Origin of the sequence: Acinetobacter sedimenti (genome assembly GCF_022601685.1) — a bacterium.
In the GTDB taxonomy this organism is placed as follows: domain Bacteria; phylum Pseudomonadota; class Gammaproteobacteria; order Pseudomonadales; family Moraxellaceae; genus Acinetobacter; species Acinetobacter sedimenti.
In genome coordinates this window covers 148,415-164,938 of the sequence record NZ_JAKUML010000003.1, presented here as the reverse complement: position 1 = coordinate 164,938, position 16,524 = coordinate 148,415, and the positions used below count along the sequence as shown (strand labels likewise).

Annotated in this window: 20 protein-coding genes and 2 pseudogenes; all 22 read right to left on the bottom strand. The window is 42.1% G+C overall.

Annotated features, from left to right (window positions below; all coding sequences use genetic code 11):
- Window positions 1-70: 70 nt before the first annotated feature.
- Window positions 71-1,189, bottom strand: a complete 1,119-nt coding sequence (gene ispG / locus MKI79_RS02765; RefSeq protein WP_241570537.1) for a flavodoxin-dependent (E)-4-hydroxy-3-methylbut-2-enyl-diphosphate synthase — start codon at window positions 1,187-1,189, stop codon at window positions 71-73.
- A gap of 43 nt (window positions 1,190-1,232) precedes the next feature.
- Window positions 1,233-2,033, bottom strand: coding sequence for a helix-turn-helix domain-containing protein (locus tag MKI79_RS02760; RefSeq protein WP_241570536.1), 801 nt, complete (start codon window positions 2,031-2,033; stop codon window positions 1,233-1,235).
- Window positions 2,024-2,863 (bottom strand): type IV pilus biogenesis/stability protein PilW, encoded by an 840-nt coding sequence (gene pilW / locus MKI79_RS02755; protein ID WP_274619061.1) that lies wholly within the window; start codon window positions 2,861-2,863, stop codon window positions 2,024-2,026. Before pilW ends, MKI79_RS02760 begins: the two co-directional genes overlap by 10 nt.
- 60 nt (window positions 2,864-2,923) lie before the next feature.
- Complete coding sequence (gene rlmN / locus MKI79_RS02750; RefSeq protein WP_322111809.1) at window positions 2,924-4,129, bottom strand: 23S rRNA (adenine(2503)-C(2))-methyltransferase RlmN; 1,206 nt, start codon at window positions 4,127-4,129, stop codon at window positions 2,924-2,926.
- A gap of 269 nt (window positions 4,130-4,398) precedes the next feature.
- Window positions 4,399-4,830: a nucleoside-diphosphate kinase gene (gene ndk, locus MKI79_RS02745; protein WP_241570535.1), complete on the bottom strand. Its 432-nt coding sequence runs from the start codon at window positions 4,828-4,830 to the stop codon at window positions 4,399-4,401.
- Window positions 4,831-5,011: 181 nt separating this feature from the next.
- On the bottom strand, window positions 5,012-5,212 hold the full coding sequence (iscX, locus tag MKI79_RS02740) for a Fe-S cluster assembly protein IscX (RefSeq protein WP_241570534.1): 201 nt from the start codon (window positions 5,210-5,212) through the stop codon (window positions 5,012-5,014).
- A gap of 164 nt (window positions 5,213-5,376) precedes the next feature.
- Window positions 5,377-5,931: a phosphatase PAP2 family protein gene (locus tag MKI79_RS02735; protein ID WP_241570533.1), complete on the bottom strand. Its 555-nt coding sequence runs from the start codon at window positions 5,929-5,931 to the stop codon at window positions 5,377-5,379.
- A 134-nt stretch (window positions 5,932-6,065) separates the two neighbouring features.
- Entirely contained in the window at window positions 6,066-7,316 is a 1,251-nt protein-coding gene (locus MKI79_RS02730; RefSeq protein WP_241570532.1) for a glycosyltransferase family 4 protein, read from the bottom strand.
- Between the two features lie 182 nt (window positions 7,317-7,498).
- Window positions 7,499-7,702 carry a hypothetical protein gene (locus MKI79_RS02725; protein ID WP_241570531.1) on the bottom strand — a complete coding sequence of 68 codons (204 nt, stop codon included), beginning with the start codon at window positions 7,700-7,702 and terminating at the stop codon, window positions 7,499-7,501.
- A 24-nt stretch (window positions 7,703-7,726) separates the two neighbouring features.
- On the bottom strand, window positions 7,727-7,852 hold the full coding sequence (locus MKI79_RS11650; protein WP_274619060.1) for a hypothetical protein: 126 nt from the start codon (window positions 7,850-7,852) through the stop codon (window positions 7,727-7,729).
- A 61-nt stretch (window positions 7,853-7,913) separates the two neighbouring features.
- A complete protein-coding gene (locus tag MKI79_RS02720; protein ID WP_241570530.1) occupies window positions 7,914-8,249 on the bottom strand; it encodes a YegP family protein in 336 nt (111 codons plus the stop codon).
- A 145-nt stretch (window positions 8,250-8,394) separates the two neighbouring features.
- Entirely contained in the window at window positions 8,395-9,069 is a 675-nt protein-coding gene (gene miaE, locus MKI79_RS02715) for a tRNA-(ms[2]io[6]A)-hydroxylase (RefSeq protein ID WP_241570529.1), read from the bottom strand.
- A gap of 35 nt (window positions 9,070-9,104) precedes the next feature.
- Window positions 9,105-9,824 carry a pyridoxine 5'-phosphate synthase gene (gene pdxJ / locus MKI79_RS02710; protein ID WP_241570528.1) on the bottom strand — a complete coding sequence of 240 codons (720 nt, stop codon included), beginning with the start codon at window positions 9,822-9,824 and terminating at the stop codon, window positions 9,105-9,107.
- A 68-nt stretch (window positions 9,825-9,892) separates the two neighbouring features.
- A complete protein-coding gene (gene recO, locus MKI79_RS02705; protein WP_241570527.1) occupies window positions 9,893-10,588 on the bottom strand; it encodes a DNA repair protein RecO in 696 nt (231 codons plus the stop codon).
- A 106-nt stretch (window positions 10,589-10,694) separates the two neighbouring features.
- Window positions 10,695-10,880, bottom strand: coding sequence for an NF038104 family lipoprotein (locus tag MKI79_RS02700; RefSeq protein WP_241570526.1), 186 nt, complete (start codon window positions 10,878-10,880; stop codon window positions 10,695-10,697).
- Between the two features lie 30 nt (window positions 10,881-10,910).
- Window positions 10,911-11,918: a GTPase Era gene (gene era, locus MKI79_RS02695; protein WP_241570525.1), complete on the bottom strand. Its 1,008-nt coding sequence runs from the start codon at window positions 11,916-11,918 to the stop codon at window positions 10,911-10,913.
- A complete protein-coding gene (gene rnc / locus MKI79_RS02690) occupies window positions 11,915-12,574 on the bottom strand; it encodes a ribonuclease III (RefSeq protein WP_241570583.1) in 660 nt (219 codons plus the stop codon). The genes era and rnc overlap by 4 nt, the downstream gene beginning before the upstream one ends.
- A gap of 10 nt (window positions 12,575-12,584) precedes the next feature.
- Window positions 12,585-12,959, bottom strand: a complete 375-nt coding sequence (locus MKI79_RS02685) for a DUF4845 domain-containing protein (protein ID WP_241570524.1) — start codon at window positions 12,957-12,959, stop codon at window positions 12,585-12,587.
- 53 nt (window positions 12,960-13,012) lie between these two features.
- Window positions 13,013-13,747 (bottom strand): annotated as a pseudogene (lepB, locus tag MKI79_RS02680) (signal peptidase I); the annotation flags it as partial.
- A 234-nt stretch (window positions 13,748-13,981) separates the two neighbouring features.
- A pseudogene (locus MKI79_RS11730) lies at window positions 13,982-14,068 on the bottom strand (signal peptidase I); the annotation flags it as partial.
- Window positions 14,069-14,076: 8 nt separating this feature from the next.
- Complete coding sequence (gene lepA, locus MKI79_RS02675; protein WP_241570523.1) at window positions 14,077-15,897, bottom strand: translation elongation factor 4; 1,821 nt, start codon at window positions 15,895-15,897, stop codon at window positions 14,077-14,079.
- A gap of 183 nt (window positions 15,898-16,080) precedes the next feature.
- On the bottom strand, window positions 16,081-16,524 hold the full coding sequence (locus tag MKI79_RS02670) for an acyl-CoA thioesterase (protein WP_241570522.1): 444 nt from the start codon (window positions 16,522-16,524) through the stop codon (window positions 16,081-16,083).

Sequence of the window (16,524 nt, the reverse complement as noted above, 5' to 3'; positions counted from 1 at the left end):
TGTTTAACACACTTTTAAATACGCTATTTCAATAAACGACCTTCATGAACTATTTCATTAAAGATCTAAATTACTTAGAACTGGTGCGGATAATCTCTTTCGCTTTCGCTTCTTCGGAGAGTTGAATCCGATGACGCACCATAGTTTCAATTTCATCGACCAATTGATCAGTATCAATCAAATGACTCTTTTCACCATTTTGATAGACCAATGATCTTGGACTTGCACCGACCACACCGATATCCGCTTCTTTGGCTTCACCCGGTCCATTGACCTTACAACCAATCACCGATACATCCATTGGTACACGGACATCTTCCAGACGCTCTTCAAGCTTTTGCATGACTCTGATCACATCAAACTCTTGGCGTGAACAGCTTGGGCAAGCAATAAAATTAATGCCGTTAGAACGTAAACTTAATGATTTTAAAATATCAAAACCAATTTTCACTTCATCTTCAGGCTCAGCAGCGAGTGAAATACGCATGGTATCGCCAATGCCTTCGAGCAGTAGCCCACCGAGTGCAATCGCTGATTTGACCGTACCTGTTCGATATATCCCTGCTTCGGTGACACCAAGATGCAGTGGATTATCAATCTGTTTGGATAATAGACGGTACGCATCCATGGTCAGAAACACATTCGATGCTTTGACACTGACTTTAAATTCATGAAAATTTAAACGGTCTAAAATATCAATATGGCGCATTGCCGATTCAAGCAGTGCCTCACCTGTCGGCTCGCCATATTTCTTTTGCAAATCTTTTTCTAATGAACCTGCATTGACACCAATACGCATGGAAATATCATGATGACGTGCTGCTGCAACAACTTCACGGATTTTATCTTCTGAACCAATATTGCCTGGGTTAATACGTAAACAATCCGCACCATGATCGGCAACGGCTAAGGCAATTTTATAATCAAAATGAATATCTGCGACCAATGGCACTTCGACTTGCTTACGGATTTTTCCGAAAGCTTCAGCGGCTTGCATAGTCGGCACTGATACTCGAACAATATCAGCACCTGCGTCAGCACAGCGTTGAATCTGCGCAACCGTCGCATCGACATCGCAAGTTTCGGTATTGGTCATAGTCTGTACAGAGATTGGCGCATCACCACCGACATAGACCGAACCAACACGGATTTTACGTGTTGGTCGGCGTTGAATTGGATTGACGATCATGATGACTTACCTTCTCACAAATGACGCTTTGTATTGTTCACAATTATGGTGACAATCTAAAGTCAGCAGAACCGCTCGCATTGGTATAGCTAGTTAATGCGATATCTTCATTATTTAATTTGAGTTTTACAGCTTGTGCATCATCAAGGCGAATACTAAAAGGTGCCTGTCCTGATAATGTCAAACTTTCACTTTGACGACCTTGCGCCAAAGTATTGCCCGATGCGTCTTGGATCATCACTGACGTTGGGCGAATAAAATCCAATAGCAACTGATCACCAGTACCCGATGCTGTGGTCGCACCCACACCTGCTGAATCAAATTCAATGATTTCTACGCCATTTGCATTATCTACAGGTTGAGTTTGATTATTCTTACTCATCCATTTTGAAACTAACGACCAAAGTCCCCACACCACCGCAATGATCAATAGCAATAAGACAATACGTTTCAGCCACGTATTTGAGCCACGGCGTTTGCCACGAGTCAGACGTCCCATCGACTTAATCGGAGAATCTTTTAAGGTATGACTTGAAGTTAAGCCTGTATCAGTGCTGTATATTTCATCAAAGCGTTGAATCAGTGCTGTAGCATCTGCGTTGAGAAACTTTGCATAAGCACGATAATAGCCTTTGATAAAAGGCGCTTGTGGCAAAGACTGATAATCATCTTTTTCTAATGCCACTAACTGCTTTTCCGAAATCTTTAGCTCTTGTGCTACTTCAGACAGCTCTTTTCCTTGCGACATGCGAACTTGACGCAAATATTCACCCGGACGCTGTGCACTGCCTATGCTCGAAGGCTTAGAAGAACTATTTTTGGGTGTATTCGTATCTATTTCCATACCGCCTCAGAACTCTGTTTTAACTCTAAATATCGTTTATATTCCTGACTATCAGGAAACTGTGCACGCAATTGATTGGCAAGAACCTGCATGCCTAAATCATCATGACGAGCTCGTGCTAGACGCAAACCTATCCAAAGTGCTCGCGCGCCTTGATTGGTCTGCCCTGTGTAGCGGATATAATCTTCATACATCTGCCCCGCCAATGTAAAGCGTTGCTGGAAATAAAGCAATTCTGCAAGCTCCAAGCGTGCAATCAATGAGTCACGATTTGCTTGCAAGGCTTGGGTAAAGGCTTGTTCCGCATTGGCATTGTCACCGACCTTAAGATAGGTACGACCCAAATTTTCAAGTGCTGCATAACGCTGTGTATAGCCTAAGGTCGCCCCTGCCACCTTGAACTGTGCAATCGCTTCAGGATAACGGTCACGAAGATACAAGTACGTTCCATAGTTATTTCGTGATTGGGCATGGGTCCCATCAATGGAAATTGCACGTTTAAAGTACTCTTCTGCTTTTGCCATATTGGTCGGGCTACCTTCTTGCTGTAGCAAGACACCCATCATCAAATTGGCTTCGACAGAGCGTGAATCTGTATTTAACGCCTGATCAAGCTCTTGTTTGGCTTTATCCAACTCACCTGTACGGATATATTCTGCCGCCAGTTGTGTGCGCAGTTGTACTGCTTTTTCAGGATCTTTCTCCCCAAGTCGGGTCGCAGGTGTCGTGGTTACACAGCCAGACATCACGATCAAAGCACTGATAACAACCGCACCTAATGTAGACTTTAATACTGTTTGTCCCTTTGGGTTAAAACGAGTAACCATCATTCAAACAAAGACCTCAATATTTTCATCGCTTGTGACTCACATTTCCATCATATCAATGCGTTATGAATCACTTTGTGTTCTTAAAATTTCATTGTGCTGACTGGCAATTTTCTGCTTCCATTTCTCAGCACGACGTGTCCGATCTGCAACTTGCCCCACCAACTGACCACATGCTGCATCAATATCGTCGCCACGTGTCTGACGAATGGTACAGACAAATCCTGCATCTGACAAAGTTTTTTGAAATGCCATAATGCGATTGCGACTCGACCGTCCATAAGGCGCATGTGGAAATGGATTAAACGGAATCAAATTGATTTTACTTGGTAAATCTTTTAATAGTTTTAATAATTGTAACGCATGCTCAGGTTTGTCATTCACACCATCGAGCATGACATATTCAATGGTAATGTGCTTACGACTACTTTCATTACCATCTTTTGCCAAGTAGCGTTGGCAAGCTGCGATCAATTGCTCTAGCGGATACTTTTTATTGATCGGTACAAGCTCATTACGCAGTGGATCATTTGGCGCATGCAGTGAAATCGCTAATGCAACGTCGATGGTCGCAGCCAACTTATCAATCATCGGCACCACACCCGAAGTCGATAAAGTCACACGACGCTTAGACATGCCATAGGCAAAGTCATCAAGCATCAACGACATCGACGCAACCACTGGATCAAAATTCAGTAATGGTTCACCCATACCCATCATCACCACATTGGTCACGGTGCGAGTACGATCACCAACAGGCACGTCTTCCATATAAGATTGATTTGCCACCCAAAGCTGACCAATGATTTCCGCAGGGGTTAAGTCACGTTGAAAGCCTTGTTTGCCCGTTGAACAAAATGAACAATCTAATGCACAGCCTACTTGTGATGAAATACATAAGGTTTTACGTGCGCCTGTTTTGTCTTCGGCAGGAATCAAAACTGTTTCAACCAAAGAGCCCTCACCATCGCCTACACGGAATACCCATTTTCGTGTGCCGTCTTTGGAATAGTGACGATGCACCACTTCAGGCGCTTGAATTTCTGCAATATTGACCAGCTTTTCCCGAAGTTTGCCTGAAATATTGGTCATTTCTTCAAAATCAGTCACGCCAAACTGGTGAATCCATTTCATCACCTGTCCTGCACGAAACTTCTTCTCACCGATTTTTTCAAAAAAAGCTTCTAGCTCAGCACGTGTCATACCCAACAAATTGGCTTTTGAGGAATTCGTTTGCACTGTTTTTGATACAGCTTGATCCTGCACCATTTTTTTCTGCACAGTCGCATCTTGCGCAAGCGTAGAAATAGATTGAGCTGTGTTCATGCAAAACCTGCCATGCAATATGAGGAGCGATAAATGAAAGTGATCAATAAAAATATTGAAGGATAAATCGAGGGCGCAAATTATATCCGTTTTTCACCGTTTACCCTAGTGAAAAACAAAAAAGCTAGATAAGTATAACACTGATCTAGCTTTATCACGATGAGATTTGTTTGCTAGGCAAGACGCACTATACAAACACCATCCCGATCGAATTAACGCGTACGAGCTGCAATCTCGTCTGCATTAAAGAAGTAAGCGATTTCACGCTCAGCAGATGCAACTGAGTCAGAACCGTGAGCAGCATTTTCGTCGATGCTTACCGCAAAGTCTGCACGGATTGTACCAGGAGCCGCTTCTTTAGGGTTTGTTGCACCCAAAATTTCACGGTGTGCAAGTACAGCGTTTTCGCCTTCAAGTACAGATACAACAACAGGACCAGAAGTCATGAATGCAACTAAGTCATTGAAGAAACCACGTTCTTTGTGCTCTGCGTAGAAACCTTCCGCATCAGCTTGAGAAAGCTGCTTGTATTTCATTGCAACTGGCTTGAGACCAGCTTTTTCGAAACGTGCAACAATGTCACCGATGTGGTTTTTGCCTACAGCATCAGGTTTGATGATAGATAAAGTACGTTCAATCGCCATGATTGGCTCCTTAAATGTCTAAGAACTAGATAATAAAAACGAAAAATTTGGCGCATTATATACGAGCGATGGGCGCAAGATATAGTGCCAATTGTCCTGATTTTGCCTCAGCCTGTACTTTTTCGACAAAATGCAGATGTATCATTGCGTCATCTGGCACGAAAGGCTTTCACCAATGTAATTAACGTGCTTCGTCAATCCATGCCATTTGAATAGCTTCTAAAATACCTTCACTGGATTTGTTTGGATCATCTTCGAAGTCAGGTAATGCACAAATCCAAGCATGCAAATCGGTAAAGCGAATATATTGCGGATCGACATCTGGGTGCGCTTCATAAAGCTCAATCGCAATATCAATCGAATCTGTCCAACGGAGTGCCATAGCTTAGCCTTTATTTCTATATACAAAGTTAATTTACGAGATCAATGCAGGCTACTTTAACAAAATTCAGCGCAGACGCAATGTTTATCCCACATCAAAACAAGCTTCATCAAACCAGTGATTCACTTTTTATCTTGATGATTTGATGGATTGGCTCACATGGCTTAAAGCACAATACCTAAGAATGGCGCACACCACAAAGTCAACATTGCCACCACGAAACCTATACTCGCTCCAACGATCACATCCGTCGGATAATGCAAGCCCAAGATCATCCGAGATAAGCCAACCAAAATGGTAAATGGCAACATGATCGCCAACAACACCGACTCAATACTGCCAAGCACCGTACATGCCAAAACTGCATGCAAAGTATGTCCCGATGGGAAGCTAAAGTGGTCTAATGGTCGCTCGCCCAAACTAATCACTTGATGCACCTGATATGGTCGGGGACGTACCGTATGACGTTTTAAGAGTTTATAAATCAGCGTCCCGATACTGCCTGCAAGGACAATATAGATCACTTGATTAAAGTAAGCCAAGCCATTCATGCCCCAGACGATGGCAAGCATGATGTACCAAAATGCGCCATCACCAAGACGACTTACCGCTTTAAATAACTTTGCCACATACTGATGTGACGACCAATGATTGAGGTAAACACAACCTCTCAAATCCCAATCTAGTATCGCTTTTTGCGCAATTTTCATTTTATTCATGCGACTACTCCTAGTATTGATGTCAATAAATATTGACTGTTTTTCATATTGATGGTGCGATCACGCTTTTATCGCACCGTGGTTTATTTTTAATCTCATCTTCAAATCTGAACTCTTGACTTCCTAAACATTACTTAAAACTGCAAGTACATGGTTGGTTTTTTCGCATAGTGTAATAATGCGTCCTCAAAGTCTGCAACTGGTCGATCCCAACCACAATCACCGACTTTATTCCCTGCAATCTGTCCCATGCGCGCCAAGTCTTTCAACGATGGTAAATTCAGCAACGCCTTTTGCCATGCTAGTTTGTCCGCAAAAGGAAGCAACCAACCTGTACGACCATGTTCAACCATCAACGCAGGTGCCGCATAGTTGTATGCCAACACAGGTAATCCACTAGCGACGGCTTCAAGTACCACATTGCCAAAGGTATCGACTTCACTGGCAAATAAGAACGCATCCGCACTGGCATAGCACATTGCCAACGCTTCACCCATCTGCGCACCCATAAAGGTTATATCGGGATATTGTTTTTCTAGGTCTTCACGAATTGGACCATCACCGACCACGACCATTTTTAGCTTACGTTGTGGTTGATGTTTTTTTAGTTCTTGATAGCTTTTAAGAATAAATGGTACTTCTTTTTCAGGGGAAACTCGTCCGACCGACAGCAATACCGTAGTATTGTCATCCACTTGCCATTGACGACGTAGACCTGAACTACGCAAGTTGCGGTTAAAGCGCTGATTATCGACACCACGACTAATAATTCGCATCGGACAACGCAACCCAAACTCATCCTTTAACACTTGACGCGTATCTTCACTTGGCACAAGGGTGAGATCAGTTTGATTGTGAAACCATTTTAGATATTGACGTACTGGTCGAACCAAAAATGCCATATCAAAATAACGACTAAAATCATGAAATGACGAGTGAAATCCACTCGAAATCGGGATATTGCGCAGTTTGGCTTGATTGAGTGCTGCCAATCCAAGCGGTCCTTCAGTCACGATATGCACAATGTCTGCTTTAAATTGATCCAGTGCCTGACCGATTTTAAAAATCTGTGGCCAGCCAAATTGCATCTGCGGATATTTTGGAATCGACTGCGAACGTACCACGCATTCTTGATCTGGGTAGAAGCTGTGATTCTTTTCACTTTGCTGTGGACGAACTAATAAAATTTTATGCCCACGACGTTGTAAACCTTTGGTGAGTTGCATTACGGAGAGGGATACACCATTAATCTCAGGTGGCCAAGTTTCAGTGACGATAGCAATACGCAACTTACGTGCAGGAAGCTTTGACTCATTTTGTTGATTTTTATTCTGTTGTAACTTTGCTTGCGCATAATCCAGCACAATTGCTGATTGATTGGTCATTCATCTGTCCAAGTTGGTTTTCTTATTCTGCGATATTAAACTTGGTATTTGACCATTTCATGATCAATTGATGACAGTTTTTTGACAATACTCATCGTATTAATTTTCTAATTCATGTACCGATTTTCTTCTTGCTTGCGATTCTAATTCTGCACAAATTAGCGTCGTTGGAAGCACTACAATCAAAAGAAATAATACAATCGGAATACCATATACACCAAAATCAATAACGGCGACCACAGCAAAGTCGCCAAAGCACCACACTTGAGATAGTGACTTCGATGCATATTTTCCTGTGGATCACCTAACAACTTATAAAATATTTTTGAAGTCGAATACGCAGGAATAATACCAATCACATAGCCCACGACCAATGCAACACACATGAGCGCCAACATCGGAAAAATAATTTAAGGTGTAATTGAGCCAATGAGAAACTGAAGCGGATCATCTAAGAAAAATAAAATATGAAAGCTAATGATGATAAACGTCGCAATCGCTGGTGCGAGTTGAAACCGATTCCAAGTTTTTGTCATATTTATCCTTTAAAATAAAAAAGACTTCCGTAGAAACCTTTTTCATATTTTTTACAGGAAATTATACCGTTAAATCTTTAATCGTTTCACTTGAACCATTCTTTTTCACAGATTCAATACCATTATCACGTGATGCTTCACTGGCATAGTATTGGCTTGTACCAATGATCTGATGATTCGCCGCTTTCAGATTGAAATATGGTTTATCATTTTTTGCTACTTTACGATCAAAGCGTGCATCATCACCGCTATTCTTTTGCACAGAAGCAATACCATTCATCGCAGAAGCTTTGGTTTTGTAGAGCTCACTGGTGAGAATGATCTCTGCATTACCTGCTTTGAGCACAAATTTAAACTGTCCGTCTTTTGCCTTATCGACTTCAAACCATCCTGCCATGATTGAACTCTCCCTATTTAAACTCACTAAAATAAATTCGATTTAAATAGTTTTAAAACAAAGTCAGCTTGCTTGCAAAATCCTTATTCATTAATTTGTAAACTGATTTTTCAGCATACAAAGGATAAGGTTTCAACTGAAACAATCAAGCGGGTACGCCACTATGAAAGCGAAATTGTTTGTCTGGACTTTGAATTAAATCCGCTTCCACTTGTCGGATATGTGCAATACGCTGGGCAATGTCTTCATCAGGATTTTTCATTTCGGCAGTGGTCGCCACATCTTTTGCCAGTGCTAAATAATCTTCAAAATGTCGTGCTTCGGACTTGAGCAGATAACGATAATAACGCCCAAGCTCCTCATCCACGATCGGTGATAAAGCAGCAAAACGCTCACAAGAACGTGCTTCCACAAACGCACCAATAATCAATATATCGACCAACGCCTCAGGCTCATAGGTACGAATCTCTTTCCGTAAGCCACCTGCATAACGCCCTGCACTCACCGCTTTCCATGCCTGCCCACGCTTCGCCATAAACTCAAGCACTTGCTCATAATGCAACATTTCTTCACGCACCAATTGTGCCAATTTGACTTGCAAATCAGTAAAAAAGCTATAGCGAAACATCAGATTCATCGCAGTACCAGCCGCTTTCTTTTCACAGTTGGCATGATCTTGGATCAGTAGTTCTAAATTTTCAGTCGCTGCATCTAACCATGCCTGCGGTGTACGACAACCGAGGTAATCGTAGACAGGTTGCATAAGGTTGTCTAAGCCACGACTGCTTAAATCATTGGCGTGCTTTAAATCATCAGACATAGGAAAAACTATTTAATTGAAATTTGGAAAATGAATTAACGTGCAGCGTGAATTGCAGCTTTCATCTGTTGCACCGCTTGCGCCAAGCCAACAAACACACTATCTGCAATAATGGCATGACCAATATTTAGCTCATGAATCTGTGGCAATGCTGCGATCGGCGTGACATTTTCCAAATTGAGTCCATGCCCTGCATTCACGATTAAACGACCTTCTGCATACTGCACGGCGTGTTGAATACGTGTCAATTCATGTTGTTGTGCTTCACCTGTCGTATCAGCATAAGCGCCTGTATGAATCTCAATGGTCGGTGCACCACAACGGATTGCAGCATCAATCTGCGCCGCATCTGGATCAATAAACAATGACACATCAATGCCTGCTTTAACTAAAGCCTGTGTCATTGCTTTGACTTTTTCAAAATGTGTGACCACGTCCAAACCGCCCTCAGTCGTCACTTCTTGGCGACGCTCAGGCACGAGACAGACATGCTGTGGCATCACTTCAAGGGCAATCGCTTGCATTTCCTCAGTCACCGCCATTTCAAGATTCATGCGTGTGGTTAAAAGTGGACGCATACGATAGACATCAGCATCTTGGATATGACGACGATCTTCACGTAAATGCAAGGTAATGCCTTCCGCACCCGCTTGCTCACAAATCAACGCCGCATTGACAGGATCAGGATAAATCGTGCCTCGTGCTTGGCGAAGTGTTGCAACGTGGTCGATATTGACGCCTAAAAGTGCTGCCATGAAAATATCCTATTAACGATGTGAATTAATGATTTCGCATAAAATTGGACGTATGATGCTTATGCAAATTAATTCTGATGCAATTGACTCACCCAAAGTTGACGGCTTTTTAGCGGTTTGTTCCCCAATAATTCCGTCAGAATTAGTCGATATAGTTTAGCAAGTAAGCTCACATTTTCCGAGTTGATTTGCTCGATTTGTACAAGGTTCAATAAATCTTGCCCTAAGAAATTTTGACCATATTGCCCAATCACAAAACCTTCTTGCGGGATAAACTGATAATACACCATCGGCGCAATATCCTGTCCATTGGCATCTTGGCTAAAGTCGATCGCATAACCAAGTTCTTGCAAAAACACTTGTTCAAATTGACGCAAGATCAATTTCAATTGCATATCTTTGGGATCATCTTTTGAGAGATTTTTCAGCTGTTCCAATGTCGATTGATAAGCTTGATAAGTTTCAGGCATTGGTTCTTCGGGTGGCATTAATCTTAATAAAATCTCGTTGAGATAAAACCCCGCAAACAAGGCTTTTTGCTGCAAATAAAAAGGCTGACCTTGAACGTCGATTTGGCTAAAGTTTTTTAATTCTGATTTACCAGTTGCTTGAAGCTGAGTTCGATGATAGAGCGCAGGCGGTTGCTGACGAGTTACACCATCAACACGCCCAAACTCTTCACTAAAAAAATGTAAAATATAACTGCGCTCACGATAGCGCCGTTGATGAATCGCAAAGCCTGTTAAGGATTGATTTCGCATCATGGCTTTGCTGATTACCTCAAGAGTTCCTAATCAATAGAACATTATTCAAATGGATACATTGCGCTAGATAGATTGCTGCGCCACAACAACCCAAGTATATGAAAAATTAATCTTTTTCCTTGTCGTCTTCATCATCGCCATCTGGAATCACCGCACCTGCAACCGCTGCCGTACCCTTCGCCACACCTTTGGTGGTTTTGTAAGCCACTTTAACTGGGACAGTCACGACTTTATGAATACAGCCTTGCAGTGCAAATACACTTAAAAACACCAACAATAATGAAACTTTCATCTTGTTTTCCTGAACAAATATGGCTTCAAATCAAATATCACTATAGCCTAAACTTTTCAAGGCACGCTCATCATCAGACCAACCGCCTTTGACTTTCACCCAAAGCGTGAGCATGATTTTTTGCTCAAACATTTTTTCCATATCAGCACGTGCATCCATACCAATTTGTTTAAGCTTCTTGCCTTTATCACCGATCACGATAGCTTTTTGACCCTGACGCTCGACAAAAATCGTCGCATCAATATACGTACACGCTGCTTTTAATTTTCCTGTTTTTGGATTAATAACAGGTTCTTCGATTTTAAAGCTTTCGATTTGTACCGTCAGATCGTATGGCAACTCCTCACCAAGCTGACGCATGATTTTCTCACGAATCACCTCACTGGCAAGGAAACGTTCAGAACGATCGGTGACTTGATCCATCGCATACAGTGGCGGTGAGAATGGTAAATATTGACCAATCGTATCACGCAAATGATCGAGGTTTGAACCTCGAAGTGCTGACACAGGGACGATCTCGGCAAATTGCATCAACTTTGTCCGTTGCTCAATCAGCGGTAAAATCGCCTTCTTGTCTTCAAGAGTATCTACTTTATTGATGACAAGAATCACAGGCATGCTGGCGTTGACGAGTTTTTCTAAGACCAACTCATCATTTTGTGTCCACTTCTGTCCGTCGATCACAAACAACACAAGATTCACATCACGCAGTGCCGAATGCGCTGCTTTGTTCATCATTTTGTTGATGGCACGCACTTCTTTTTTATGCATTCCTGGCGTATCCACATAGACCGCTTGCATATGCTCACGACTATCAATACCAATGATTTTATGGCGTGTGGTTTGTGGTTTACGAGAGGTAATCGAAAGTTTTTGACCAAGCAAATGATTCATTAATGTGGATTTACCGACATTCGGGCGACCAACAATCGCCACAAATCCACTACGAAAATCACTTGGAATCGGCTTTTTTTCATCATTAAAAAATTGATTAATAATGTCTTGTTCGCCAGAAGCGTGTTGATCTTCGGTGCTCATTTGGCTTGCTCCAATCGTTTTAAAATTTCCGCTGCTGCGGCTTGTTCAGCAAATCGACGACTTGCTCCTTCACCTTTCATACCATCCATACCTTCAACTTCACATAGTATGGTGAAATGCTGATTCGGCGCATCGCCTTGTATATCGATCACATCATACTTCGGTAAAGGTAACTTATGTGCCTGCAACCACTCTTGAAGACGTGATTTTGGGTCTTTCAGTTGTTCGGTCGGTTGAATCTGATCAAGATATGGCGCATACCATTGCAAGACGATCTGTTGCAATTGATCAAAATCTTGGCTATCTAAGTAAATCGCTCCAAGAATCGACTCGACCACATCAGCCAATATTGACTCACGATGATGACCGCCTGATTTCAACTCACCCGTACTGAGTATCAATGATTTACTGAGTTGTAGATCTTTGGCAATCTTGGCTAATGACTCTTGACGCACTAGTGTGGCACGCATACGTGTCAGATTCCCCTCTTTCTCTTTGGGAAATCGAGCATACAAATACTGTGCAATGATGGCACCAAGTAATGAATCCCCTAAAAATTCGAGGCGTTCATAATTATGACGCTGACTCACCGAGCGGTGCGTCAGCGCCAGCTTTAATAAATCAATCTGCCGAAACTGATAACCCAATCTCGACATTAAACGTGGATCATTCACCTGTACTTACAGACCTCTGATCAAAATCTTTTTGGAATGTCATCAATAGTGACATATTCATCAAAAATGGTTTACGTACCTCATAGTCTTTTTTCACAGCAAGACCTGCGGTATTGGTGACTTGAAGAATATCATCAACTTTAATATCACGAATATTATTCATTTCTAAGCGTTGTGATAAATCTTGTTTGAACTTATTCTGCGTTGTATCTTTAGGCAAGGTCGCTAAAGCTTCTTCAATTTGAGAATTGATAATACGATCATCCCAATATGCTGGCCAAACTGCTACTGCGATTTTCGCTGCCAAAGCAAATAAAATGATAGCAAAGAAAATCCCTAAATATGATGCACCACGTTGATTTTTCATTGTTGACCTCTATTCCTTATTATTGACCCATGTGCTCGGATCTATCGCAATGATTATGGAATACTGCCATTGCGCTTAAAGCTCGGTAAATTTAATCCCGGTGCTTTATGCATCCACACATAGGTCGCTTTCCCCGTTAAGTTTGCTTCTGGAACAAATCCCCAATAGCGACTGTCTGCACTTTGATCACGATTATCACCCATCGCAAAATACTGACCTTCTGGTACAGTCACTTCCCAATTTTGCTCAAGTGATAGCGGTGCTTTTTGTTGGTATTGCTGAATGAATTGCTGAGCAATGCCATCTGATTGTCTTGCCTTGATATATTGCGTGATAAATCGATGTGATGCAATATTCACCACCCACTGCTGTGCATCCACGATGATTTTTTGTTGTTGCCCCGATGCATCTTGATAATGTACAGGCAAATTGACTTCATTACCTTTTTGAGAAAACTGCTTTTCACCATTGATGAATAACTCACCTTTTTGATAAGAAATGGTATCACCAGGTAAGCCAATAATACGTTTAATATAACTGATACTTGGATCAACTGGATAACGGAACACCGCCACATCACCATGCTCAGGTGCACCTGTATCAATGATTTTGGTGTTTACCAATGGCAAACGTACGCCATAAGCGAACTTATTCACGAGAATAAAATCACCCGTTTCCAAGGTCGGATTCATCGACTCAGATGGAATATTAAATGGCTCAAACAAGAACGAACGCACCACTAAAACCACTGCCAATACAGGCCAAAAGTCATAGGCCCAATTGATGATTGGATTGACTTTATGCGCATCATGCGTGGCATGCGCACGTACCGCATCGCCTTTGGCTTGACTGAGTTGGTCGCGTGCTTGCGTCACATCGACTGGATCATCCGGGCTGGTGACAGACTCTGACAAGGTCAACTGTGGATATTTCGATTTGACTTGTTCAAAATTGTGTTGTTGCTGCTGGATGTTCTGATCCGCTTGCAATGCAGCCTGTTTCTTTTCTTTCAACTGTTGATATTGTTTCAACACCAACTTGTCTAACAACCAAATGCCGAAGAAAATCAGCGTTGCCGGAACCAGTATCCAGTTAAAATCAAAATCCATGCTGCACCTTATTTTTTATCCACTTGGAGAACGGCTAAGAAAGCTTCTTGTGGAATTTCCACGCTACCCACTTGCTTCATACGCTTTTTGCCTTCTTTTTGTTTGGAAAGCAATTTTTTCTTACGACTGACGTCACCGCCATAGCATTTTGCCAAGACATTTTTACGCATCGCTTTAACGGTAGAACGTGCCACGATTTGCGAACCAATCGCCGCTTGGATCGCCACATCAAACATCTGACGTGGAATCAAGTCTTTCATTTTTTCAACCAATGCGATACCACGATGACGCGCATCGTCACGGTGACAGATCATTGCCAAAGCATCGACTTTTTCACCATTGATAAGCACATCAACTTTGACCAAGCTCGAACTTTCAAAACGCACAAAATTATAATCAAGTGACGCAAAACCACGAGAGCAGGATTTTAAACGGTCAAAGAAATCCATCACCACTTCCGCCATCGGAATTTCAAAGGTAATCGATACTTGCGCACCTAAGAATTTCATGTCTTTTTGAATACCACGACGCTCATTACATAAGGTCATGACATTGCCCAAATACTCTTGTGGCACGAGAATATGACATTCCGCAATTGGCTCACGTAAATCTTCAAGCGTTGAGCCATCAGGCATTTTTGATGGGCTATCGATGTAAATGGTTTCGCCTTTTTTTGTGACCGCTTCGTAGATCACCGTTGGCGCAGACGTAATCAGATCAAGATCATATTCACGTTCTAAACGCTCTTGGACAATCTCCATGTGTAGCATGCCGAGGAAGCCACAGCGAAAACCAAAACCCAACGCATCAGAGCTTTCTGGTTCGAAAAATAACGCAGAATCGTTAATTTGTAATTTTTGTAGCGCTTCACGGAACGGTTCAAAGTCACTGGAATCAATCGGGAATAATCCTGCATACACCTGTGGTTTGACCTTTTTAAAACCAGGTAAAGCAGTGACTTGCGGTGTATTTGACAAAGTAATGGTATCACCAACTGGCGCACCAAAAATATCTTTAATCCCCGCAATGACAAAGCCTACTTCACCCGCTTCAAGCAAGTCTGTTTCGGTATGTTTTGGACTAAACATCCCTACAGAGGTCACCACATGAGCCTGCCCTGTGGATTTAACCAACATCTTGTCGCCTTTACGGATTCGCCCTTCTTTGATACGGACCAAAGACACGACACCCAGATAGCTATCAAACCATGAATCGACAATCAACGCCTGTAACGGTGCATCACGATCACCTACAGGTGCAGGGATCACTTCAACCAAACGCTCTAAAACACTATCTACGCCAAGCCCCGTTTTCGCAGAGCAGGTCGGCGCATTGGTTGCTTCAATCCCAATGATTTCTTCAATCTCATGGATAACACGCTCAGGCTCAGCTTGCGGTAAATCAATTTTATTTAAAATCGGTAAAACTTCTAAATCTTGTTCGATTGCGGTATAGCAGTTTGCAACCGATTGTGCCTCAACACCTTGCGCAGCATCAACTACCAAAAGTGCACCTTCGCAGGCTGCTAGCGAGCGTGACACTTCGTATGAAAAATCGACGTGTCCTGGCGTATCAATAAAGTTGAGCTGAAATTCTTGACCATTCGGATGTTTATAATACAAGGTCACTGATGCTGCTTTAATGGTAATACCACGCTCACGTTCAATATCCATTGAATCAAGGACTTGCGCTTGCATTTCACGATCTTGTAAACCGCCACACATTTGAATAAAACGATCGGCAAGGGTCGATTTACCATGATCAATATGAGCGATGATTGAGAAATTGCGAATTTGACCAATTGGCGTGGATTTTTTAACTGCTGCCATGAATGACCTTAAACAACCAAATAAATATATCTAATGAGACTTGAACAAAACCAAAAACAAATGATTAGAATGGGTTTTGACGATGATAAAAGCAGACCGCAGTATAATCAAAAAGCACTGACATTGATACAGACATTGCAAGGATTGCGAATCATCTTCACGCCTAGTATCCCAAAAACCGATTTATAGAGTGTCAAAATGATAAGGATCAATATTGGGATTTAATGGTTGATAGGCTTGACTAAAAGTCGGAGAAAGACGTTTCAGGCGACCTGTGGATATTTCAACACATATCCACAAGGTATGCGCTTGAAATACAATCGCCTGATCTATGGCACGATAGAAAATATAATGGCGTATGGATGAAAAGGCATTTTGCTCGCCGAGCCACGTGCGTAAAACCAACTCGTCACCTGCAAAACAGGCTTTACGATATTTAACATGATGCTCACTTGCCACCATCGCATGGTTTAATCGAAGATAATCTTCTAATCCCAAACCTAAAGTTTGCGAATGTGCTAATGCCACATCTTGCATCCAAGACACATACTGTACATTATTCACATGAGCCAATTGATCTAAATGTTTTTCCTCGACCTGTTGTGGGATTTCAAATAATTGACTCAA